General features: G+C 37.1%; 19 protein-coding genes. 14 read left to right on the top strand and 5 right to left on the bottom strand.

The genetic code is table 11. From position 1 onward, the window contains the following. The first annotated feature begins 78 nt into the window (after positions 1 to 78). From infB to AMET1_RS03060, 4 genes are all read left to right on the top strand, one after another. Positions 79 to 1845, top strand: coding sequence for a translation initiation factor IF-2 (infB, locus tag AMET1_RS03075; RefSeq protein ID WP_086637015.1), 1767 nt, complete (start codon positions 79 to 81; stop codon positions 1843 to 1845). 134 nt (positions 1846 to 1979) lie between these two features. After that, positions 1980 to 2378: a 30S ribosomal protein S6e gene (locus AMET1_RS03070; RefSeq protein WP_086637014.1), complete on the top strand. Its 399-nt coding sequence runs from the start codon at positions 1980 to 1982 to the stop codon at positions 2376 to 2378. A gap of 24 nt (positions 2379 to 2402) precedes the next feature. Beyond that, on the top strand, positions 2403 to 3296 hold the full coding sequence (map, locus tag AMET1_RS03065) for a type II methionyl aminopeptidase (protein WP_086637013.1): 894 nt from the start codon (positions 2403 to 2405) through the stop codon (positions 3294 to 3296). A 107-nt stretch (positions 3297 to 3403) separates the two neighbouring features. Beyond that, positions 3404 to 3961 carry a C-GCAxxG-C-C family protein gene (locus AMET1_RS03060; RefSeq protein WP_086637012.1) on the top strand — a complete coding sequence of 186 codons (558 nt, stop codon included), beginning with the start codon at positions 3404 to 3406 and terminating at the stop codon, positions 3959 to 3961. A gap of 392 nt (positions 3962 to 4353) precedes the next feature. Here the strand turns inward: AMET1_RS03060 and AMET1_RS03055 are convergent, their stop codons facing one another. Beyond that, the gene (locus AMET1_RS03055) at positions 4354 to 4911 is read right to left on the bottom strand and encodes a GMP synthase subunit A (protein ID WP_086637011.1); all 558 of its coding nucleotides are present in this window, start codon (positions 4909 to 4911) and stop codon (positions 4354 to 4356) included. Between the two features lie 169 nt (positions 4912 to 5080). On the opposite strand from AMET1_RS03055, the gene AMET1_RS03050 reads away from it, so the two are divergent. From AMET1_RS03050 to AMET1_RS03040, 3 genes are all read left to right on the top strand, one after another. Further along, positions 5081 to 8803 carry an MMPL family transporter gene (locus AMET1_RS03050; protein WP_086637010.1) on the top strand — a complete coding sequence of 1241 codons (3723 nt, stop codon included), beginning with the start codon at positions 5081 to 5083 and terminating at the stop codon, positions 8801 to 8803. Positions 8804 to 8847: 44 nt separating this feature from the next. Further along, entirely contained in the window at positions 8848 to 9645 is a 798-nt protein-coding gene (locus tag AMET1_RS03045) for a TrmB family transcriptional regulator (RefSeq protein WP_086637009.1), read from the top strand. Positions 9646 to 10369: 724 nt separating this feature from the next. Further along, complete coding sequence (locus AMET1_RS03040; protein ID WP_086637008.1) at positions 10370 to 11014, top strand: metallophosphoesterase; 645 nt, start codon at positions 10370 to 10372, stop codon at positions 11012 to 11014. A 297-nt stretch (positions 11015 to 11311) separates the two neighbouring features. Here the strand turns inward: AMET1_RS03040 and cyaB are convergent, their stop codons facing one another. From cyaB to AMET1_RS03020, 4 genes are all read right to left on the bottom strand, one after another. Next, positions 11312 to 11866 carry a class IV adenylate cyclase gene (gene cyaB / locus AMET1_RS03035; protein ID WP_086637007.1) on the bottom strand — a complete coding sequence of 185 codons (555 nt, stop codon included), beginning with the start codon at positions 11864 to 11866 and terminating at the stop codon, positions 11312 to 11314. 97 nt (positions 11867 to 11963) lie between these two features. Then, complete coding sequence (locus AMET1_RS03030; RefSeq protein ID WP_086637006.1) at positions 11964 to 12713, bottom strand: FKBP-type peptidyl-prolyl cis-trans isomerase; 750 nt, start codon at positions 12711 to 12713, stop codon at positions 11964 to 11966. A gap of 76 nt (positions 12714 to 12789) precedes the next feature. Next, positions 12790 to 13257 (bottom strand): UPF0179 family protein, encoded by a 468-nt coding sequence (locus tag AMET1_RS03025; protein WP_086637005.1) that lies wholly within the window; start codon positions 13255 to 13257, stop codon positions 12790 to 12792. After that, positions 13258 to 14316 (bottom strand): NAD(P)-dependent glycerol-1-phosphate dehydrogenase, encoded by a 1059-nt coding sequence (locus AMET1_RS03020; protein ID WP_201721250.1) that lies wholly within the window; start codon positions 14314 to 14316, stop codon positions 13258 to 13260. 60 nt (positions 14317 to 14376) lie between these two features. On the opposite strand from AMET1_RS03020, the gene AMET1_RS03015 reads away from it, so the two are divergent. The 7 genes from AMET1_RS03015 to dnaG all read left to right on the top strand — a co-directional run bounded on the left by AMET1_RS03015 (position 14377) and on the right by dnaG (position 23758). Next, positions 14377 to 15234, top strand: coding sequence for a DUF63 family protein (locus AMET1_RS03015; protein ID WP_086637003.1), 858 nt, complete (start codon positions 14377 to 14379; stop codon positions 15232 to 15234). A 445-nt stretch (positions 15235 to 15679) separates the two neighbouring features. Next, positions 15680 to 17107: a proline--tRNA ligase gene (proS, locus tag AMET1_RS03010; RefSeq protein ID WP_086637002.1), complete on the top strand. Its 1428-nt coding sequence runs from the start codon at positions 15680 to 15682 to the stop codon at positions 17105 to 17107. A gap of 288 nt (positions 17108 to 17395) precedes the next feature. Further along, positions 17396 to 18589: a hydrogenase small subunit gene (locus tag AMET1_RS03005; RefSeq protein WP_086637001.1), complete on the top strand. Its 1194-nt coding sequence runs from the start codon at positions 17396 to 17398 to the stop codon at positions 18587 to 18589. Between the two features lie 20 nt (positions 18590 to 18609). Continuing rightward, entirely contained in the window at positions 18610 to 20340 is a 1731-nt protein-coding gene (locus AMET1_RS03000; protein ID WP_086637000.1) for a nickel-dependent hydrogenase large subunit, read from the top strand. After that, positions 20341 to 21084 carry a cytochrome b/b6 domain-containing protein gene (locus AMET1_RS02995; protein ID WP_086636999.1) on the top strand — a complete coding sequence of 248 codons (744 nt, stop codon included), beginning with the start codon at positions 20341 to 20343 and terminating at the stop codon, positions 21082 to 21084. Positions 21085 to 21394: 310 nt separating this feature from the next. Next, a complete protein-coding gene (locus AMET1_RS02990; RefSeq protein ID WP_086636998.1) occupies positions 21395 to 21859 on the top strand; it encodes a hydrogenase maturation protease in 465 nt (154 codons plus the stop codon). Positions 21860 to 22306: 447 nt separating this feature from the next. After that, positions 22307 to 23758, top strand: coding sequence for a DNA primase DnaG (dnaG, locus tag AMET1_RS02985; RefSeq protein ID WP_086636997.1), 1452 nt, complete (start codon positions 22307 to 22309; stop codon positions 23756 to 23758). Positions 23759 to 23764 lie beyond the last annotated feature (6 nt).

Here is a 23764-nt window from a genome sequence, read left to right as displayed (position 1 = left end):
ATCAAACCAAAACACAACACCAACGAAGACAGTGAAAACAGCAAACACAGAATATAAACATAAATAGAGGCCCTAATAATGGAAAACATAAGAACGCCAATCGTCTGTATGCTAGGACACGTCGACCACGGTAAAACAACAACACTAGATAAAATACGTGGGTCAACAGTTGCTGAAAGAGAATCAGGAGCAATAACCCAACACATAGGTGCAACAGAAATACCAATAGACATAATAGACAACCTATGTGGACCACTTCTAAATAAAGAAGACTTCAAAGTCCCAGGACTACTTTTTATAGACACACCAGGACACCACGCATTCACATCACTAAGATCAAGAGGAGGATCCCTCGCCGACATAGCAGTACTAGTCGTTGACGCAACAGACGGATTCCAACCACAAACAGAAGAAGCACTAGACATACTAAAAAGATACAAAACCCCATTCGTAGTCGCACTAAACAAAATAGACAAAATACCCGGATGGCAAACAACACAAAACAGCCCATTCCAAAAATCCATAACCAAACAAAAAAACAAAACCCAAACCAAACTCGAAGAAAAAATCTACGAAATAGTAGGAAACCTACACGAAGCAGGATTCCAATCAGAAAGATTCGACCGAGTAAAAGACTACAGCAACACAGTAGGAATAATACCCATAAGCGCCAAAACCGGAGAAGGAATACCAGACCTACTAATGGTATTAGTCGGAGTCGCACAACAATACTTCCAACAAAACCTAATAGTCGAAACACAAAAACCAGGAAAAGGAACAGTACTCGAAGTAAAAGAAGAAAAAGGACTCGGCAAAACAATAGACGTAATCCTCTACGACGGAGTCATCAACGTAGGAGACCAAATACTAATCGGAAGCCACCAAAACCCAATAAAAACAAAAATCAGAAGCCTACTAAAACCCAAACCAACCCAAGAAATCAGAGAAACCGGACAAAAATTCCAAAAAGCCCAAAAAGTAGACGCAGCATCCGGAATAAAAATCGTCGCCCCAAACCTAGACAACGTATTTGCAGGATATCCATTCCAAGTAATAAACAACCAAAACGAACAAAAAATAAAACAAGAAATGCAATCCCAAGTCAACGAAATACTAATCGAAACAGAAACAAGCGGCGTAATCGTAAAAGCAGACACCATCGGATCCCTAGAAGCAATCGTAAAAGACCTAAAAGAATCAAACATAAACATACGAAAAGCAACAATAGGCGACGTCTCAAAAAGAGACGTAGTAGAAGCAGAAACAATCGAAGAAAAACTAGACCGAGTAATACTAGCATTCGACGTAAACACAATACCAGAAGCAAAAAAACACGCAAAAAACAAAGACGTAGAAATATTCACAAGCAAAGTAATCTACAGACTAATAGAAAAATACGAAGAATGGGTCCAAGAAATCAAACAAAAAAGAGAAAAACAAAGACTCGAAAAAATCATACGCCCCGGAAAAATCGAACTACTACCAGACCACACATTCAGACAAAACAACCCAGCAATCGTCGGAGTAAAAGTACACAGCAACATACGACCAGGATACAGACTAATGAAAAAAAACGGACAACCAATCGGCGAACTAAAAGAAATACAAGACAGAGGAGAAAAAGCCAACAAAGCAGAAGCCGGCAAAGAAGTAGCAGTATCCATATCAGGCCCAACAGTCGGCAGACAAATAGAAGAAGGAGACATACTATACGTTGACATACCAGAAAAACACGCAAAAATAATAGAAAAAGAACTAAAAGACAAACTAACCGAACCAGAAAAACAAACATTCCAAGAAATCACAGAAATAAAACGAAAACAAAACAAATTTTGGGCAATCTAAACCAAACCCAAACCAAACTAATCTAATCTAACATAACCTAACTTAATCTAATCTAACTTAATCTAATAATATTTCATTTAGCATTTGTATTTAAGATTTCAGGAAACAGCAACCTGATAAAAAAAGGTGAAAAAATGGTAGAATTTAAACTCGTAATATCAAACCCCGAAAATGGAAAGACATATCAAAAAGAAATCAGTGGAACCGAAGGCAACACTCTTATAGGTAAACAGATAGGGCAAGAGATTAATGGAGAACAACTCGGATTAACTGGATACAAACTAAAAATAACTGGAGGAAGTGATTCTGACGGCATACCAATGCGTAGAGACATACAAGGTCCAGCACGGAAAAAAGTATTAGTAAGCGGTGGACAAGGATTCAATCCAACAAGAGACGGTCAAAGAAAAAGAAAAACAGTAAGAGGAAACCAATTAAGCGATGAAATCACACAAATAAACTTGAAAGTAACAGAAAAAGGCGATCAAGAACTAACAGAAATCTTCTCATCTGAACAAGAAACAGAAGAATAAAACTAAACCATAAAAAGAAATAAAATGGCAAACGACAACCACAAAAAAACTAGAGAAGCCGGAAAAATACTCAGAGAAGTTAAAAAAGAAATCAAACCAACAATCAAAATCAACAGTCCAGTAATAGAAATAGCTGAAACCATAGAAAACAAAATAAAAGATAAAGGCGGTAAACCCGCATTCCCATGCAACATATCTATTAACAACCTAGCAGCGCACTACACACCTACTTACCAGGACCAAACAAAAATACAAAAAGGGGATCTTGTAAAAATAGATATTGGCGTACATATAAACGGGTACATAGCTGACTCAGCATTCACACTAGACTTTGGAGACAACGAAAAAATAGTTAAAGCAACCGAACAAGCATTACAAAAAGCTATCGAAATCGCAGATAACGGAGCAGGAACACCAATAAACGAGATAAGTAGTGCAATAGAATACGAAATAAAAAAGCAAGACCTCCAGCCCGTAGTAAACCTAACAGGCCATGGTCTAAATCAATGGAACACACATGTCAACCCATCAATACCAAACGTAAAAACCAACAACAATCATAAACTCAAAGAAGGCCAGGTAATCGCAATCGAACCATTCGCAACAAACGGATCTGGAAGAGTAAGAGAACGAGGAAGCTCTGAAATATACAGCCTAAAAAACAAAAAAACAAAAACAAGAAACAGAAGAGCTCGAAAACTACTCAAAACAATAAAAAAACAATATAAAACACTACCGTTCGCCAAAAGATGGCTTCAAAACCAGAACCACAAAAAACTAGATTACACTCTAAAAAAACTAACACAAAAAGGAGCTCTAAGAAGCTACGCACCCCTATACGACAAAGAAAACAGCAAAGTATCTCAAGCTGAACATACACTGATTATTCACAAAAACAAAGCTGAAAAAATCACATAAAACAAAATTTTCAGGTTAAAACCCCTAAAACCACACTTAACACAATCCCTACATGGAAAATCTAAATAAAAATTCATAACTTTTTCTTAATAAACCAGTAGGTAAACATGGATAGACCCAACTTAAAAATCAAAGATATAGATAAACACAAAAAGAAACAGATAATAAAAAAAGCTGAAAAAAAAGCCATGAAAAAATACATGCATGGCTACAACTGCGCAGAATCTGTTTTTGAAACAACTATTGAAATCTTAAAAACGGAATTTAATTATGAGATAGCCCTACCAAAATGTATAGTCAAATTAGCAACTGGGTTTGGGGAAGGAGTAGGGAAACATGGCTCTATGTGTGGAGCCATAAGTGGTGGAACAATGGCACTCTCTTTATTATACGGTTACGACCAACCAATAAATGCCACTAAAAACGATCGAATTGGAGATAAAGGAATCTATAAAATATTCAACCAACTACCAGATAGATTTATAAAACAATTTGGATCCACTGAGTGCTATGAAATCACAGAAAAGTTCTATAAAACATACAATAGAGCCCACATCATGCATTGTAAAAAAATTACATCAAAAACAGCTGGTTTAGTTATAGAAATTATAATCGAAGAACAAACCAAAGGAATCGAATCACTAGAATTCAATAGAACAATCTAAAAAAACTTGAACCTAAATAGAGTAAAAACTTATAAACACCAAATAGAAAATCTTATTAATTCCTATTCAAAATCAAAAATTAGGTATAGGTTATTTAGTTTTGTGTTTAGTTTATTAAGAAAGTTTGTTGGTTTTTTAGATATTGGAGGAAGGAGAGGTGTGAAAGGGGGAATGAAAATAGATTCCCTCTCCTTCTCCGGTTAAAGAGAAAAAATATTTATTAGATCATAATTCTTTATGTAAGATTTATGTATACAACAACCGATTCATCATTATTATTTATTAAGTTTTTGGTTAGGTATTTGGATTGAGCAACTCTTGACCAACGATTGAAGTTAACGTTGTTATATATATAAGTTTTACTGAAAGTACATAGATAAAAACCGTATTAATCAATAATCTCTGCATAATTCAACAAAATTCTTTAATATCTGTATCCCATCGGGAGAGTGAGCAACCTCAGGGTGCCCTTGAACACCATAAATAGGTTTCTTGGTATGCGCCATCCCCTCAATATCACAAACATCAGAACTCGCAGTAACCTCAAAACCGGCAGGAAGCTTAGAAACCTCATCGGAATGTGAGGCCCAAAGCACCGTTTTATCACCTAAACCACTAAAGATACCATCTTTCTTCAAAATTTCAACATCAACTTCGGCGTAACCTCCAGAATTACCGGAAACAACCTCTCCACCTAAGGCTTCAGCAATAACCTGGTGGCCAAGACAAATACCTAATAAAGGCACATCAAGATCTCTGATAATCTCTTTACAATTTCCAGTTTTCTCTATATCAGGTCCACCACTTAGGATAACTCCAGATGGATTTAAATCCAATAGTTCGCCAATTGGTATCGTGTTGGGAACCAACTTGTTTTCTACACCAATATCTCTGAGAGACCTATGTATCAAATGAGTAAACTGGCCATGATTATTAACAATTATTATCATAAATTACCGAAATCCTTTATCTCTTTATTTTTAAATGTCTTTCCATCAAACCTGATAGAATATCTCAATCTGCAATGCAATACAAAACAAATTGTTGTGTTGTTATTAAAATAATAACATACATGGAAGTAATTATATATCAACAGGAAGAATTTTTTCTTGAAACCTCATGGTCAGAAAAGACGACATCACCGACTTCATAATAAACCAGAGAAAAACCGTAATCATAGTCCTACTTATAATCAGCCTCATAATGGCCGTAGGAGCACTAAACATCGAGATGACAACAGACATAGACGAGTTCGAAGTTGACAACAAAGAAACAGAGAAAATGACATACATATCTGAAAACATGACCACCGCCAACACAAACGATGAAGACATAGAAACAATGCAGCTAGTTTTCAAAGGAGATAACGTACTGACAAGAGATTCACTAGAAAACTCACTACAACTCCAGAAAAAAATACAAGAAAACTACGCAATAAACCAAAGCATAGAAAAAAATGGGATTACAGACATAGCCAACTTCATACCAATCCACACCGAACTTGAAAACAAAACTGAAACACTAGACAAAAAATACGACGAACTAGCCTCAATGACCGACCAACTAGATGAAAACATGACCAAACTTGAAAACAAAACAGAAAACCTCAATGACACAACCGATGAACTAAAAGAACTAAATGAAGAAATAAACAATACAATCGACTCGATAGAAGAATATAAAGAAATAAAAGAAATCAAAATAAACGAAACCACACAAGAACCAGAAATAAACTTCAATGAACCCTACATCGAAGATTTTGTAAATAAAATAACACCCATAATCAACTCAATAATAACAAATGAAACCACTATCCATCAAAACATCGATACAATCGAACTAAAACAACAAAACATCAACAACAACGCAACACAAATAGAAAAAATTCCCGAAAACGATGATAACATAGTAAACGCAACTGAAAACATCACAAACCTTTCAGAAAAACTGAATGACGTTGTACAGAAATTTACAGATCCAGAAAACCGTACAGACGAAAACTATCAACTAACCCAAGAATACCTCGATAAAATTGAGGACAACAATACAAAAATCAATGAAACACAAGACTTAAATAATGGGAATGATGCCGCGGTAGAAAATCATACAGCGAATATTAGTGATTCTATAGATACAATCGAAAGTTCTCTGGATATCATCAAAGATTCAGGCCAAAATGTCGATGATTCTTGGAGTGAATTTGAAACGGCTTTTGAAGAGGACCTTGATTCAATTAAGGTAGTTGAAGTACATAATCCAACACTTCAGGACTTAGAAGAAGAGATGGAAGAACTTGAAGATTACATTCAAATAGAAACTGAGTTTGTAGATGGTCAAGTTGTTACCACCGTTGATATCGATGAAGAGGGGTTGCTTAGTGATTTTGAAAACGAAGTTAGAGAGGGTAGAATAACTCTCTTTAACGGTGAAGTTATTTTTTATCTATCTGATGAGATACCAAAAATAGTTGACCAATCCGAGGAGCTTGAACAACTAAATGAAACGTTTTCAAATCAACTCAATGAAGCCGAGCAACTGCAGGAAAACCTGAATAAAACAGGAACTCAAATCGACAAACTTCAAGAAGAGATAGATTTACTAGAAGAAGGTATTGCCGATATACATACAAAGTCCATAGAAAACCAGATAGAAATCGTTGAAAATATGAGTGATGATGAGTTCTACGATGCTTTAGAATCCGTTTTAGATGCTGATGGGGATTTTGAAGAAATCAACGAGCTTCTTCCAAAAGATTATGTTGAAGGGAGTTTAGAATCCGAATCCCGTATGATGATAATACAGGTAAAAGACAATGGCTATCTCGAAGACCTATATGGTTTTGAAAGTATAGAAGATGTTCAGTTAGAGATAAAAAATATTGCCGAAGAAGAAACCGATGAAGATGTACTCGTATTATCAGGCTCCTTAATTAATGAGGAAATCGACAGAGCAATGGAGGACACTTTATCCATAATAGGGCCATTAGCCATCCTCTTGGTTTTTGGTTTACTTATAATGGTATATCGTGACTTTATCGACATTTTGTTAGGGATGTTTGGTATAGGCCTAATAATCGTGTGGACATTAGGTTTCGTAGGGATATCTGGAATCAAGTTTAATCAGATGTTTGTAGCAGTACCTGCATTAATGATAGGTTTAGGTATCGATTACGCCATCCATGTCTTTATGCGTTATCGTGAACAGAGAGAGAAAAGCAGTAAAGATGTGAGTTTTTTAGGCAGTATATTACTTTCAATACCAATTTTACGCGACCTATTTGATTCAGAGGAAGAAGAAATCAGTTTATCTATGAAAACAGCTATATCCGCTGTGGTTTTTGCTTTAACTCTTGTTACAATAACCGCTGCAATAGGTTTTCTTGCAAACCTAACAAGCGATATACCACCGGTCCGTGAATTCGGAATTGTTAACGCATTCGGAATTTTTTCAGCATTAATCATATTTGGAGCTTTTATTCCCGCAATAAAAGTTGAGGTAGATAGTTATCTTGAATCTAAAGGAAAAAACCGTGACCTCAAGGCTTTCGGTAAAGGGGGAGGCTTTCTAACAAAAATCCTTGGATACGGCGCCAAACTATCAAGAGAGAAATATACAACCATAGTTGTTTTAGCAATCTTTCTAGCCGGAGTTGGAGTCGTAGGTGCTTTACAAGTTGACACAACCTTCGAAGAAGAAGACTTCCTTCCAGATGATGATTCAGCTCTGGTTTCTATATTCTTAGATGAAGATTCATATCACACAAAAGAAGCCGTTGAATATATAAACCAGAACTTCATGCGTGCAGGTCAAAACGCAGAAATTCTTTATGAGGGAAATACAACACACCCCCAGTTCCTATTGATGCTTAACGAATCTAAGGAATTAATCGAAGAATCCGAAGTAACTTTTATCAGGCCAGATGGTGAACCAGAAATCAAAAGCCCTCTAACCGTAATGCAGGATGTCAAAGATACAAATGAATCTTTCAATCAAACCTATCATAAAGCAGATACCACTGGAGATGGAATTCCAGATACAAACGTAACAACCGTTTACGACAAGCTATTTGAAGTTGAAGACGACTTAGCATCAGAGGTAATCCATAAAGTAGGAGACGACTATAAAGCCGCGTTAATCACAGTTTCAGTTTTAGGCGAAGCCACAGATAAAAAAATCACTGAAGAAATGAGAGAAATAGCATCATTCAACTACATAGACGATGTTGAAGTAACAGCAACTGGAACACCAATCGTAATGTACACAATACAGGATGAAGTATTAGGAACAGTTTTTGAAGGACTAGCAATAGCATTGATCGGAGTGATAATTTTCCTCATGACATTCTACCGATATACCTCAGGAAGCGCTATATTAGGATTAATTACAACACTACCGGTCCTACTAGCGGTTGCATGGATATTAGGAACGATGTACCTACTTGACATACCATTCAATGTAATAACCGGCACAATAACAAGCCTAACAATCGGTCTAGGAGTAGCGTACAGTATCCACATAACAGAGAGATTCAATATAGAAACAAAAGAGAGAGATAGAGAAGTCGATGATGCCATTAACGAAACAGTCTTAGGAACAGGAGGCGCGTTATTAGGTAGCGCTGCAACCACAATGTCAGGCTTTGGAGTATTGATCTTCTCCATCATACCTCCATTAAGAGAGTTCGGATTGGTAGCAGCACTCTCAATATTTTACGCATTCCTAGCAAGCGTGATAGTACTTCCAAGCCTAATAAAAATATGGAGTCTATACGTAAAAACAGAGAACCCCCAAGAATTAATAAAAAAATATACAAAACCCAAAAAACCCGAAAAACAAAACTAAAAACAATGTATAACTTAAAATAATAGTTAAAAAAGGTGTATAAGATGTCTAATCTACCTAAAACAAAAATTGACAAAAATAAAGCCATAAAAAACCTTGAAGACCTAGGTTTATCGAGTTATGAAGCAAAAACATTCATAGCACTACATAGACTCGGCAGAGGAACCGCAAGAGAAATATACCGAGTTTCAGACGTACCAAGGTCACAGATATACGGAGCAGCTGAACAACTTGAAAAAAAAGGATTGATAGAGATACAGAGATCGAAACCAATGAAATTCCGGCCAGTAGGCATAGATGAAGCCGAAAAAAAACTAGACCAAGAATTCAAACATAAAAAACAAACAGCCCTATCATACGTAGAAAATGTCCAGTCGGACCTTTTTGACGAAACTGAAGAAAAAGAAGACGTCTGGACAATACACGGATATGAAACAGTAACCAGAAGAATAATCGAGATCATACAAGACGCCAGAGAATACATAATAATAAGCATATCTAGAGAAAACCTTTTTAGCGAAGAAATAATAGAAAAAACAAAAGAAAAAAGCAAAGAAGGAGTAAAAATAAACATATTAACCAATAACCAAGAATCCCCTACCAAATTCAACGGAAACAAAAACATAAAACTAGTCAAAACCCCCAAAAACATCCAAAGAAAAGACACCGGAGGAAGAGTTGTAGTCGCAGATGGCGATACAACATTACTCAGCGTAATAAACCAAAAAAAAGAAATTCATCAACCAGAATATGAATCAGCTATATGGAGCCAGAAAACAGGTTTCTCAAAAGTACTAGTACAAATGATTGAAAGCTGGCTAGATGGAATGATACCAAAATGACTTTCGCCTCGATTTAAAGTATGAAGCTTTCCATTCCATTCATTCTTTTTTGTTCTATGATTAGTGAATTATCTTAAAACAGGGCTAAGACCCCTTTTCCTAGGGAGGGGATACAAGCCCTATAGATATAATAGCCAAAAATAAATTTTTAAGTAGCAGTAGACTATTGCTTGATCAAAACGTGTCCACAAAACAACAAGTATGGACTAAAAAAGGCAGGTATGGGTATGCTTGAAACCAAATTGGGGGTGGAGAGTAGTGGTGTTGTGTCAACACCATAGAGAATAAGGTTTAGGTTAAATCAACAACCTTCTCTGGAAGCCCTGTCCTTCAGAGCGGGGAGTATGTGAATAGTAGGCATGTTGTTGATGGTTATTGGTTTTTTGTTGGCAATTGGCTTGTATTTGGAGGTTTTGAAGGTTTGAAACTATCTTTATTTAGGGTTTGTCGTGAACTCGACATTTGATGAGGTATGTGTATAGTTGTTTAAAAAAAATATTGGGCTGTGTTCTCTTCTTAAAGAGGAAATGTCTTCGCCCTAATTGTATAAAAAAATTTCAGATAAACACGCTCATATAGTTTAAAGAAAAAAACAATAAAAAACAAATTATAGATAAACCATTTAAGTTTGAATACTTGATTTGTTTAATAAAATAGGTATTTAGGTTTGTATCTAATAATTAAACTTGACAATATAAACTAGAAGTTTAGGAGTGTTTTTATTATGAAGATGCTTGTAATCTCTGATATTCACGGCAAAATAAGTAAACTTGAGAAAGTTGTCGATAAAGTAGATGAAGTTGACTTAGTTACAGTTTTAGGAGATATAACTGATTTTGGACCGTCTCAAAAAGCGGTAGAGATTTTAAAACTACTTAAAACTCGTTTTGAAGTAGTAATCGGAGTTCCTGGTAACTGTGATCCAGATGAAATAAAAATTGTTTTAGACAGTCAGGTTGAATCTGTTGACCAAGACTGGGTTAAAAAAAATGGTTTGTTTTTTGTAGGAATAGGTGGTTCAAACCCTACTCCTTTTGATACACCACGAGAGTTAGAAGAAGATGAAATCTATGAAGTTCTCAACAACATATTCAGTAAACTTGAAGAAGGTGAAACGGTTTTGATAAGTCATTCACCCCCACAAAAAACCGTAGACTTAACTTCTGGAGTTCATGCAGGAAGCGAGGGTGTTAGAAAGATTGTTGAGAAATTTAAACCAAGGCTGGTTCTATCAGGCCATATACATGAAGCCAGAGGAACAGCATATGTGGGTGAAACAATGGTTGTTAATCCTGGAGCCATTAGAGATGGAAATGCAGCTATAGTTGAAATAAACGATGAAATAAATGTCGATTTTATTAGTGATTAAGTGACATCCTCCTTGACCTGAAGGCGGGTCTTCCAGTTTTTCTTTGGTTTTTCCTTCGCTGTTCTAATTTATCTTAAAACAGGGCTAAGACCCTCTTCCTTTAGGGAGGGGAGTATGTCACCAGTCTTATTACACTTGAACATGTTTTTGTGTCTTTCTGGAGGGAAAAAGGATAGAATTCGAGTTACAGAATGAAGCTTATACCAATAAATTCAGTTTCCTCAACTTGAGAAGCTGTAATTCTAACTTCGTTGAAACCCCTTCCTCACGAACGCAAATTGGTAAGGTAGAGGTAGTTCACTGTTCTGTTTTCTCTAGTTTCATCTCTAGGTATGATTTTTGGATGTAGTCTTTTTCGGTGAATCCTAGTTTTTTTATATGTTTTTTTGCGCCTTCTAGTGATTTTTTGTATTGGTTTGGTGTTGTTTCTGTTTCTATTTCGATGTAGGTTCCTAGTTCGTCGATTTTGTCTATTAGTATTTTGTATTGGTTTATTTTGTATTTTTTTCTGGTTTTTTTGATTTCTTCTACTGGTTTGAAACCCAGTTTGGTTAGTATTTTTTTGTGTTTACTGTAGTTTGATATTGGAGTTTCTATTTCTTCTCGGCTTTTGCTTACTTTATCTAGTTTGGTTCCTTTGTAGGTGAGGTATGTTTTGTTGTTGGTTTTTCTTATTCTTAGGGCTTCATCTGTTTGTGCGAAGTCTCGTGATGGATGGTTGAAGTATATGTCTTTCTGTGTTTGGGTGTTGACATAACTTCCGTGTTCTAGTATTTTTTCTTCTAGATTTTTTATGGGGGTTTTGATTTCTGCTTTTATCTCTACTTCTATGTTTTTGTTTTTGTTGGGCATTTAGAATCAATTATGAAATAGGTTTGGAGAGTATTTTTGGATTTATGTGGTTTAGGTTTTTTAGTGAAAAGGGGGGTTAACCCCTTTTTTTGTTTTTTTATTTCTGTTGTTCTTCTTTTATTTCTTCTTTTATTTCTGTTGGTTCTTCGGTGTCCATTATGTTTTCTAGGTTTTCTTGTTCGTCGGTGTATTCTTCTATAAGTCGCACTTTGTCGTAATCCATGTATTCGATGATGTTTTCGACTATTCTTGGTTTTGAGTATATCCACATCATGTTGTAGTTGGCGTGTCTTGGTACCTTTATTTCTACTTCTTCATCGAGTGTTAGGTCGAATTCGTCGGCGGTTAGGTTGTCTACAAACAGTGAGATTAGTGCTTTTATTTTTTCTTCGTCTTCTTCGATTATTTCTTCTACTGTGTATTCGTAGTTTAGTGTTTCTCCGGCTAGTGGGTGATTGAAGTCTACTCTTACTTTTCCTCCAACTACACTGATTACTACTCCTTTTCTTCCTTCGATTTCAACCTGCATTCCCTTTTGTGGGTTTTGTTGGTATTTTTTTTCGAATTCTCTTTTTGGGAAGCTTCGGACTAACTCGTCTTTTCTTTCTCCAAAACCTAGTTCTGGTGGTACTTCGACTTTGTTTTCTTCTCCGATTTCTGCATCGAATAATGCTTGTTCTAATCCATCGACCATGTGGCCGGCTCCTAGTATGATGGTTTTGGCGCCATAACTTACATCTAGGTCTAGGTTGTTTTCTTCTGCTACTTCTTCAGATGTAGTGTCAAATACAATGTTGTCCTCGATCTTTCCTGTGTAGTTTATTTTTACAAAATCTCCTTCTTCCATATTTTCTATCTCCAACGTTTTTTTTTAAAAATAAGTGGTAACTATTTTCTATTTTGTTTTTTTATGTTTGTTTTTTTTATTTCTGGTTTGTTTGTACTTTGGCTTCTATGAGTTTTAGGTCTATTTCTTGTTCGCAGTTTCCTGGTAGGTCGCCGATTATTTCTTTGATTTTGAATTTTTCTCCTTCTTCGATTCCTTCGGGGTTGCATACTTTGTACATTTTGCATTCGAGTCTATCGCAGTTTATTGGTTTGTATTTTAGGTTTGAACTTTTGAATGCTTTGTCGCTTTGTATTGCCATTATTATTGGGGATTCGATTACTTCTACGACTTTTACTCCTTGATCGTGTAGTGGGCATTCTCTTGTTTTTTCTCCTTTTATGTTTACTACTCTGTATTTTCTTCCTTCTTTAAGATTCATGCAAGTGTTTTTTAGGTCACAGTTTTCACATTCAGGGGTTGGACCTAGAAAAACGAATTCGTTTCCTATTTTTGATGTCCTTGCTCCGGATAATGTGACTTTTCTTTTAACTTTGTCTGTAATTTAAATCACCTCAGTTTCTTCTGCTAGTTTTTTTGCGGCTTCTTCTGTTAAGCCTTCATTGCCCAGTATGGTGTATCTTTCTGGACGTATTTTATGTGCTTTTGTTAATGCTTTTATTATGGTTTCAGGTTTTATGTTGAGTTCTTTAGCATTTACAGGAGCACCGATTTCTTTTAGGATGTATTTAAGGTCTTTCCAGTCGCCTCCATGAAGGTACATCATCATTATTGAGCCTACACCACATTGTTCTCCATGTAACGCTGGGTTTGGTGCGATCCTATCGAGCATGTGGCTGAATTTGTGTTCAGCTCCTGAAGCTGGTCGTGATGAACCGGCTATGCTCATAGCTACTCCTGAAGATATTAAGCTTTTTACAACTATCCAAGCGGACTCTTCAAGGCCTTTTTTTATTGAATCTCTGTTTGCAGCGAGTTCTTCGGCAGTCATTTTAGATAATGCTGCTGCGTAACTACTGTATTCGTCGTTTCTAAGTTTTCTTGCAAGCTCCCAGTCTTTAATTGCGGTGTAATTGGATATGATGTCTGCACATCCTGCGCAAGTTAGTTTCCAGGGGGCTTCTGCGAGTATGTATGTGTCGGCGATTATTCCGTTTGGTGGTGTAGATTCTACTGAAACTTTGTCCTCACCATCAATAATGCTTGCTCGGCCTGATGCAATTCCATCGTGGGAGGCAGCTGTTGGAACACTTATAAATGGGGTTCCTATTTTTGATGAAGCTACTTTAGCTACATCTATTACTTTACCCCCTCCTACACCTATGATAAAATCTACTTCAAGATTTTTCCCTATCTTAACAACTTCATCAACTTCTGAATGGCTGGCTTTCTGAATTTCAATGATGCTTGGTTCATAACCATTTTCTTCTAGTGTGTCGGCAGTCCATTGTCCAGCCACTTTACGTGTTTTAGGGCCTGTGGCTACTATAACTCTTCCTTTCAACCCTAAACCTTGACATAACTCCCCGGAGCGCTCTATAACTTTATGTCCGATAAGAACATTCCGAGGTAATTTCATTGACTTTGATTTCTCAGATAACATCCAATATCACTCAACACAATTACAATATAGGCGAATCAACAATATACGATAGGTGTACTAATGATAGATAGAATACTTGAATTCATTGATAACTATTATATCCAGCCGATAGTTCAGGATGCAGGGTATAACCCTGTAAACACCATCACTTGGGCTATTTTGTTAGTAATATTTCTCTTCATATCCTTAAAAATACTGCAGAAACTTGAAATTAAGCTTGATAGGGGTTTTATTTATTCTTTGGTTCCTTTTATTTTCATTGGCTCTGGATTGAGGGTGGTTGAAGATGCAGGTGTCGTACATGAACCTTTGAACTATCTATTGATAACTCCATTGATTTATTTTTTAGTTGCTTTTATAACACTTTTAGTGTTGGTTGTTGTTTCTTTTTCTCGTAAAAAAGAGTTTATAGAAGGTTCACAAAACAAAACGGTCTTCATTGTTGGCTGTATTTTAGCTTTATTTTTAACTATATATCTATCGTATATAGCGGTCGGCTCACAACACACTAGGCTTTCGATACCTTTTGAGATTATTGTAGTTACTTTAACAATAACTGGATTAGCGTATATAATCGCAAGATGGGCTAACTATAAAATACTGCTCGACAACATGTACCTACTGATTTTCGGGTCACATATATTCGATGCTTCATCAACCTTTGTTGGAATTGAAAGGTTAGGGGCAACAGAAAAACATGTGTTGCCCGCCTACCTGATTGAATTAACAGGGACAGCCGGAGTAATGTTTCCTCTTAAAATACTTGTGATATTAACGGTTATCTGGTTGGTTGACTCAGTTTTTAAAGAAGGTAAAGAAGAGGATGTTGAACTAAAAACATTAGTATTGCTTGCTATACTCGTTCTTGGATTAGCACCAGCTATAAGAAATACATTAAGATTGACGTTGGGTGTTTAAGAAAGTAAACAGCTTCGGGTGCGGTGGTCTGGAGCCTTTTATGTTCCCCTAAGCCGTGCGTTAGCGCTCCCTGATTGGCGAGCGAGCGGGATGAGGTTGGGTGGGGTACGCTCCCCGACCTGGACATACCACCCTCCCACAGTAGGGGGAACTCGCGATGCTTTTTGTTTAGTAGACAAATAAATAATTTAACTTCAAAACCTGAAATTGGAATGTACAAATAGTTATTGAATTAACTTTTTAATTTGAGTTGGTGATTTGTGTTAAGAACTGGTTTTTTTCTGGCATGATCCAGTAATATTTTATTTCTTTTTTTTTGATTTCTTTTTTTGTTTAGAAAATATACAATTTTTGTTTTCGGGGTTAAGGTTTTTTTAGATGTTTTTTTTATTTGTTTTGCAAATCTTTTTTTAATAATTGACTATAATACCTATCGAGTGAGAAAATGGCTGGTGAAATCGATAAAAAATCAAGTTTCAGCAATTGGTATAACGAGATTTTAAAGAAAGCGAATATTGTAGATGTTAGGTATCCGGTTAAAGGGCTTTATACTTGGCATCCCTTTGGCTTTAAGCTTAGAAACCTTGTGTATGATGAACTTAAAAGGTTACATGAGGGGACGGGTCATGATGAAGTTAGGTTTCCCTTGTTGATTCCGGAGGCTAATCTTCAAAAAGAATCTGAACACGTAGCTAGTTTTGAAGAAGAGGTTTTTTGGATAGATCGGGCTGGTAAAAACGAGCTTGATGAACCGTTGGCGTTGAGACCTACTTCTGAAACCGCTATGTATCCATTGTTTGCTGAATGGATACGGTCGCATACAGACCTCCCGTTTAAGATATATCAGATAGTTAATACGTTTAGGTATGAAACAAAACACACAAGACCTTTGATAAGGGAAAGAGAGATCAGTAGTTTTAAAGAAGCTCATACAGCTCATAAAGGACCGGAGGAAGCTAGAAAGCAGATAGAAGAGTCGATAGAGATATATAGTAGTTTTTTTGATAGTTTAGGCATACCGTATTTTGTGAGTAAAAGACCTTCTTGGGATAAATTCCCTGGTTCTGAATACACTATAGCTTTCGATACGTTGATGCCTGATGGTAAAGCCCTTCAGATAGGAACGATACATAACCTTGGAACAAACTTCTCTAAAACATTTGATGTCCAGTATGAAGATGAAGAGGGAGAACAACAGTATGTTCATCAAACCTGTTTTGGAATCAGTGCGCGATGTGTGGCTGCAGTAATAGGTGTTCATGGAGACAATACAGGTTTAATATTCCCTCCAAAATACGCTCCAACCCAAGTAGTGGTTATCCCAATAATATTCAGTGATGAAGATGAAGAAGAGATCCTTCAAACCTGTAGAGATGTGAAGAGAGAGCTGGATAGCGCGGGCATACGGGTTGAGATAGATGAATCAGAGGATAGGCCTGGAAAGAAATTCTATAAATGGGAGTTGAAAGGAACACCACTTAGGATTGAAATAGGTCCAAGAGACCTTGAAAACGAAGTGATGACACTTGTTAGAAGAAACAGTGGAGATAAAAAACAAAAAAGCCTTGAAAACCCTGTTGAAAATGTCGAAGACGAATTTAAAAAGATAGATAGGGAGATTGCTAAGAAAGCACAAGATAACTTCAACGAAAACGTGAGGGAGATAGAAACAACTAACGAAGGAGTTAAATCACTTTCGGATGGTGGAGCGGTCATTGCTGATTGGTGTGGCAAAAAAACCTGCGGAAAGGAACTTGAAGAAGAACTATCTGCAGATATACTAGGTTCTGTAGTCGACAGCGAAGCAACCGATAGTTGCATAAAATGTGGTGAAGCAGGTGAAAACAAAATACTAATAGCCAAAACCTATTGACGCCAATCAACTATTTCGGTGAATACCGGCCAGTTCTTTAAATGGAGGAATCAGAAAACACCTTCCTCAACTTATTTTTTATTTATATCTAATTGTTTTAAATAATTTTTTTTATAAACTTAAGATTCGTTTTTAAAGTTATTGTAGTTTTTAATTTGTTCAATTAAACTATGCTAACCCTTATTTTTAATAAAATTCTTTCTATAATAACCGTAAGGTATTTAATATCTTTTCAGATATTTTGTATGGGGAAACTATGTATAATTATTTAGGGAGGTATTTCTAAAAATGAAAGAGGACATTGATTCTCAGTTAGTGAATCACAAAGTCGAAGATGAAGATGGTATTAACCTTGAAAACATAGATTTAATGGATATAAGTAGGCGTTCGTTTTTAAAACTAGCTGCTTTAACAGGAGCTGCCACTTTTATAGGGCACTACAGTACGGATATCGTTGAAGCTATAAATGATGAAGCAACACCTAAAGTAGTTTGGCTACAAGGGGCAGACTGTACAGGATGTACAATCTCATTCCTAAACTCGGAAGAACCAACAGTTGCTCAAGCAATAATGGGTATAGGAGATTATAATGTAGATTTAGGATATCACGAAACGATTGGATATCAATTTGGTATTACTGTAGATGGTGAGCCGGTTGAAGAGGAATACAACGCTAACTATGCTCTTGATCAGATTTTAGAGGAAGAAGAAGAGTATATCTTGATACTGGAAGGTTCTGTTCAAGAAGCAATGAACGGCAACTACTGTAGGTCAGATGGTGAAGCATTTATAGACAAACTAGAAAAAGTTGCGGAAAATGCACAGATATCAATAGCTTTGGGTGCGTGTGCCTGTTGGGGTGGAATACCTGGAGCTGAAGGAGGAAACACAGGAGCAGTTGGGTTACAGTTCGATGGAAAAAAACTGGGTGGTTTTTTAGGAGAAGACTACGAATCCCAACTAGGATATCCAGTTGTCAATGTACCAGGCTGTCCAGTACACCCACATTGGCTTATGACCGTTGTTGTAGCAGCATTGTTAGATAAACTTCCAGCACCTGAAGACATTGGAGGTTGGGTGGATGACTACCATAGGCCACTTGATATCTATGGAACAATTGAACACGATTACTGTACACTCCGAGGTTTCTATGGAAACGGTGTTTTCGCCGAAACATACGGTGAAGAAGGATGTTTATGGAAGATTGGTTGTAAAGCACCTGTAACATATGCTAACTGTCCTAAAGAGAAATGGCATAGAGGAACAACCTACTGTATGCAGGCTCTGGGGCCATGTGTAGCCTGTACAGAACCAGATTTCCCAGAAGCATTCCAACCCTTCCGTGAACCTGTTCAGAGACTACCATCATTGCTTGGATTCGATTTAAATGACTTCGTTAAAGTTGCCGGAGCAGTTACAGCGGTTGGTATAGCTGCCCACGCTATAAGAAGAGTTGCGATGGGAGAAAAAGAACAAGAATAAACAGAAAAGAGGTTTAAAACATGTCAAAAGAAGTTGTAATTGATCCATTCACAAGAATAGAAGGCCACCTTAAAATTCGAGCAGAAGTAGATGATGATGGAAATGTATTAGACGACTCTGCATACAGCTCAGGAACATTATTCAGAGGTTTTGAAAACATAATAAAAGGCCACGACCCAGTGGACGCAATACATATAATGAGCCGCATCTGCGGAGTATGCCATCTTGCACACGCCGAAGCAGCTACACGAGCACTAGAAGAAATATATGAAGTTCAGCCACCAGAACAAGGAGCATTGATGAGAGATATCTCAAACGGGGCACAAAACGTCGAAGACCATGCCGAAATCGTGTACGCGCTGCAACTACCAGACCTAGCAAACCCAAGATACGTTGGAGACAACGGATTAATCCCTGACAACACACTTAAAAACGAATTGAAAAAAAGATTCCCAGCAATAAACGACCCACTCGGACCAGGAGAATCATACCTAAAAGCAGTTGAAACAAGAAAACACATCGCACAAGTAGTAGGAATCATAAACGGAATAGCACCACACCCAAGAACATTCGTTCCTGGAGGAATAGCCTCAAAACCTGACAGCAACGATATATCAAAAATAGCCGCATCATGGGGACAGGTAGTAGATTTCGTAGAACAATACGCATTAGGAAGACCACGAGACCCAGTAAGCTGGGAAACATGGTACGATCTAGTACAAGAATGGGGAGAAAGTGACACACCCCTCGCAGATATCCTAGAATGGATAAACGAACTAGAAGATCAAAAAGGAACAGAAGGACTGGGAGACGTACCATTGTTCCTAAAATACGGAGCTTTAAACGACCTACAAGGCGGTACAAACCTCCAGATGCATAGATATGGAGTAACCGACGACCTACTAATGAGCTTTGAAGGATATGAAGAATACGACGAAAGCTGGATTGAAAGTGGAATATTCGACCTACAAGACATGGATGCAGGGATACAAGAAGTAGACACAGACCAGATAACAGAAGACGTAAGCCGTGCATTCTACGAAGACGACACCGGAGGCCATCCATCAGAAGGATTAACCGAACCACTAACAGACCTTGAAGATGAAGACTTCGGAGTATGGGACCCAGACGAAAAATACTCTTGGTCCAAAGCACCACGATATGAACTAAACGGTGAAATGAGAACAGTTGAAGTAGGACCCCTAGCAAGAATGGTTATAGGAGACCCTACAGGACTGATCACATCAATAGCAACAAGCGACGAATGGGAAGAAATCGATGCATTCCCAGTAAACACATTCACAAGAATGGTCGCACGAATACACAACCTAGTACTATTCGTACCTAAACTACTAGAATGGGTCACATCAGTAGACCTAGACGGAAACTTCTACGAAGAACCAGATTGGAGCAACGGCAAAGACAGCGAAGGATTAGGCCTATTCGAACCACCAAGAGGCGCATTAACACATTACATACGAACCGACAGCAACGGCAAAGTCGAACACTATCAAGCAGTCGTCCCAACAACATGGAACATGACCCCAAGATGCCAAGATGGATTACAAGGCCCATACGAAAAAGCAATACAAAGCATAGGGCCAGACAAATGGGGAGGACTCCCAGAGATACCAGAAAACCCAGTTCAAATGATGCACACCATAAGGTCATTCGACCCATGTATAGCATGCGCCGTCCACACAATAGGTCCAGATGGAAACAATAATAAGTTTGATGTATGGAGGACCTAAATGTCTGATGAAAAAGGAGATTTAATACACCGATACGGTGTAAACGAGATCATCCAACACTGGCTCCACATGCTATCTGTAGTCCTGTTAATCATAACAGGATTCGTAATCTATTATGGCTCCCGATGGCTAGACCCATTAATCGGTGATTTCGGTATCGCATGGTTCAGAGAATTCCACCTATGGCTTGCAGTAGTACTATTATTCGCTTGGGTATTGTTGGTGTACAACATACTACTTCACTTATTTGAAGGAAAAATCGGTGCATACCTAATAAATCGAGATGACCTACGTAGAATGAAGAAAACACTTCTAAACTATGTCGGAAAATCAGATTACGAACCATTCAGCGTATACAACGAAAAAGAAAAAAAACACGAAACAATGCACGCCCCATTCTGGAAACCATTCATCATGATAGAAGCAATCTTCATCTTGATAGTATTCCTAACAGGAATTTCAATGTGGGCCCCAACAATACAAGAATTCGGAATACTAACACCAATTGTAGAATGGCTCGACGCTCTAACACTGGCAGTAATAGGAACTCTAGCACCAACCCAATCAGCATTAGGAGTAGCCCGAACACTCCACGTACTAGCAGCATGGTACTTCGTCTTCGAAGTAATATACCACGCATGGATAAACCTTGCAGACCCAAGAGCCTGGGAATACGTAAAAGCAATGTTCTACCGTGGAACCGAAGACCCAAACAAAAAATCATACACCGAAATAAAAAAATAAACAAAAAAAGGTTATCTCCAAACGGAGATAACCCACAACACACTTTTTAAACCACTTTTTTAACCAACATTATTTTTCTAAAAGGGAACAGCGAGAGTTCCACAGGCCACCCGACCCCTGGTTGGTTACATACAAATAAACCACACCAACTAAATAACTCCAGATACACTCTAAAATAAGTCAACTACCCCTCCCTAACTCACTTCGTTAGTGAGGAAAGGGTCTTCTTGACATGAAAAAAATAAAAAAACTATTTGTTAAATCCAGATGATTAGTGTTTATTACAATTAATAGGTTTAGGTTCGTTAAAATGGTGGACATAGCAATACTGGGTTTAGGTAACTTAATTTTAGGCGACGATGGCGTCGGAATAAGAGTTGTACAGCGACTGGATAATAAAGTACCAGAAAATGTAGATGTTATCGACGGAGGCACTGCAGGTTTCGGTCTACTCAACATACTGGATAGATATGAAAGGCTGATCGTGATAGATGCATTAAATTTCGGTGGAGAAAAAGGAGAGGTCAGTAAACTAAACGTCGATGAAGTGAAAGACATAGGCAAAATCAATATCTCAGCTCACGACCTAGATTTCATAGACGCCCTAAAGGTCGCAGACGAACTAGGAAGCGTACCCGAAATAACTATATTCGGAATAGAGGTAGGATATGTCGATAGAACAGAAGTAACAATGGACCTATCACCAGAGGTTGAAAAATCAATAGATAAAGTTATAGACCTCATCCACCAAGAAATAGAAAAACACAAAAACTAAACCAAAAAATATCCATACGACCTATACATAAAACCATAACCGATTGAAAACTAAACTCCAATAACACCGCGTTTTAGATATTAGGTTTTAGATATACAGGAATTAGATATCCACAGTGTTTAGGTAATTATCTATGGTTTAGTAGGTTTTAAGCCTAATCAAAAACTTTGTGATATATGAGATTTTTAAATTTTCTTCTTTATTTTTTGTTTTTTATATTTCAAAGACCTCCTATTCATCTAATTTTTAAATACTGGGTTTCATATTAAACTACAAATATTTTATATTTTTATAGAAGTTATCTATAACCAGTTGTGGGAGTTATGTTTCAAATCAAAAAATGTTTTAATTATTCATTTATAGGTTGTGAATCGGTTAATAAGAACCGAAATAGATACCGAAATAGATCAATTCTATCTTTAATTCCCACTATCAGGAGGAATTCTTATGCAAAATTTTGGAGAAGCAAAATACTTAATTCATGCTCAAATCAAAGCAAATGGAGTTGTAGAGAAGCCAGACGTTGTTGGCGCGATATTTGGCCAAACGGAGGGTTTGATAGGTGATAGTTCAGACTTGAGGGAGCTTCAGAAAGGAGGTAAAGTAGGTAGAATAAAGGTTGATATCAGTTCGAATGATGGAAGGTCTAACGGGGAAGTATTGATACCTTCAAGCCTAAACAAAATAGAGACAGCCATACTAGCAGCCTCACTAGAAACAATAGAAAGAATAGGCCCGTGTAAAGCAAACATACGTGTAACGGACGTAGAAGATGTAAGGGAGACAAAAAGAGATAGAATCGTCGATAGGGCTAAAGAAATACTTTCCAATATGTTCGAAGAGACCGAGATGGAAGACGAAGAGATAGCTAAAACAGTGAAAAGGTCTTTCGGGGAAACTGGAATAACCACATACAAAGGCTTAAATTCAGGTCCAAATGTAAGGTCTTCAGACGCAATACTGATTGTTGAAGGAAGGTCTGATGTTCTAAACCTACTAGATTTTGGCATAAAAAACTCAATAGCAATCGAAGGCACCGATATGCCAGATCAAATTGAAGACATATGCAGAAACAAAACAGTAACAGCATTCCTAGATGGAGATCGAGGAGGAGACCTAATCCTAAAAGAACTGTTACAGAGAGCTAAAATCGATTATGTAGCTAGAGCGCCTGACGGAAAACAAGTAGAAGAACTAGACCACAGCGAAGTTCTCGAAGCGCTAAGAAAGAAAAAACCTGTTTCACAAATCAAAAAAGAAATCAGACTCAGTAAAAAATCCAAAACACCAAAAGACAGCGCCAAAGAAAAACCACCAGAACAGGATGAACCGGAGTTGGATGAACCGGAGTTGGATGAACCAGAACTGAATGAGATTGAAGAAAAACAGAAAACTGAAGTGCAAAGAAAGTTGTCGAAACAAAACAACGGTAAAAGAAGTAAGATACTTCAGAAAGCTAAAAAAGGTCTTCAGAAAGCGAAGAAAAGTAAAAATAAACTGAAAACTAAGGCAAGTCAGAAAGAGCAAGAAAAAAAACAGGAAGATGTTGATTACGAAGATAACGCAGAACAAACCACTGAAACAATTGAAACTGAACAAGAACCTCAGACAATTCGGGAGCTTTATGACGAAACATTACAATCGGTGGAAGGTACCCTTAAAGCAAAGATGTTGGATGGGAACTCGCAGGTCATTTCAGAGGTTGCAGTTAGAGATCTAGCGAAAAGCATAAAAGAAGGAAATGGTTCGGTAAAAACAGTTATTTTCGATGGAGTTATAACACAAAGATTACTTGACATATGCTCAGATAGAAAAGTGAAAAGATTGGTTGGCGTTAAAATGGGTAATGTAAGTAAAAAACCCTCGGATGTAATGGCGTTAACAAAACAAGAACTTTAAAAAGAA

Origin of the sequence: Methanonatronarchaeum thermophilum (genome assembly GCF_002153915.1) — an archaeon.
GTDB classification, from domain to species: Archaea; Halobacteriota; Methanonatronarchaeia; order Methanonatronarchaeales; family Methanonatronarchaeaceae; genus Methanonatronarchaeum; species Methanonatronarchaeum thermophilum.
The sequence above is the reverse complement of the archived record's forward strand: the minus strand, read 5'-3'. Positions and strand labels throughout refer to the sequence as shown.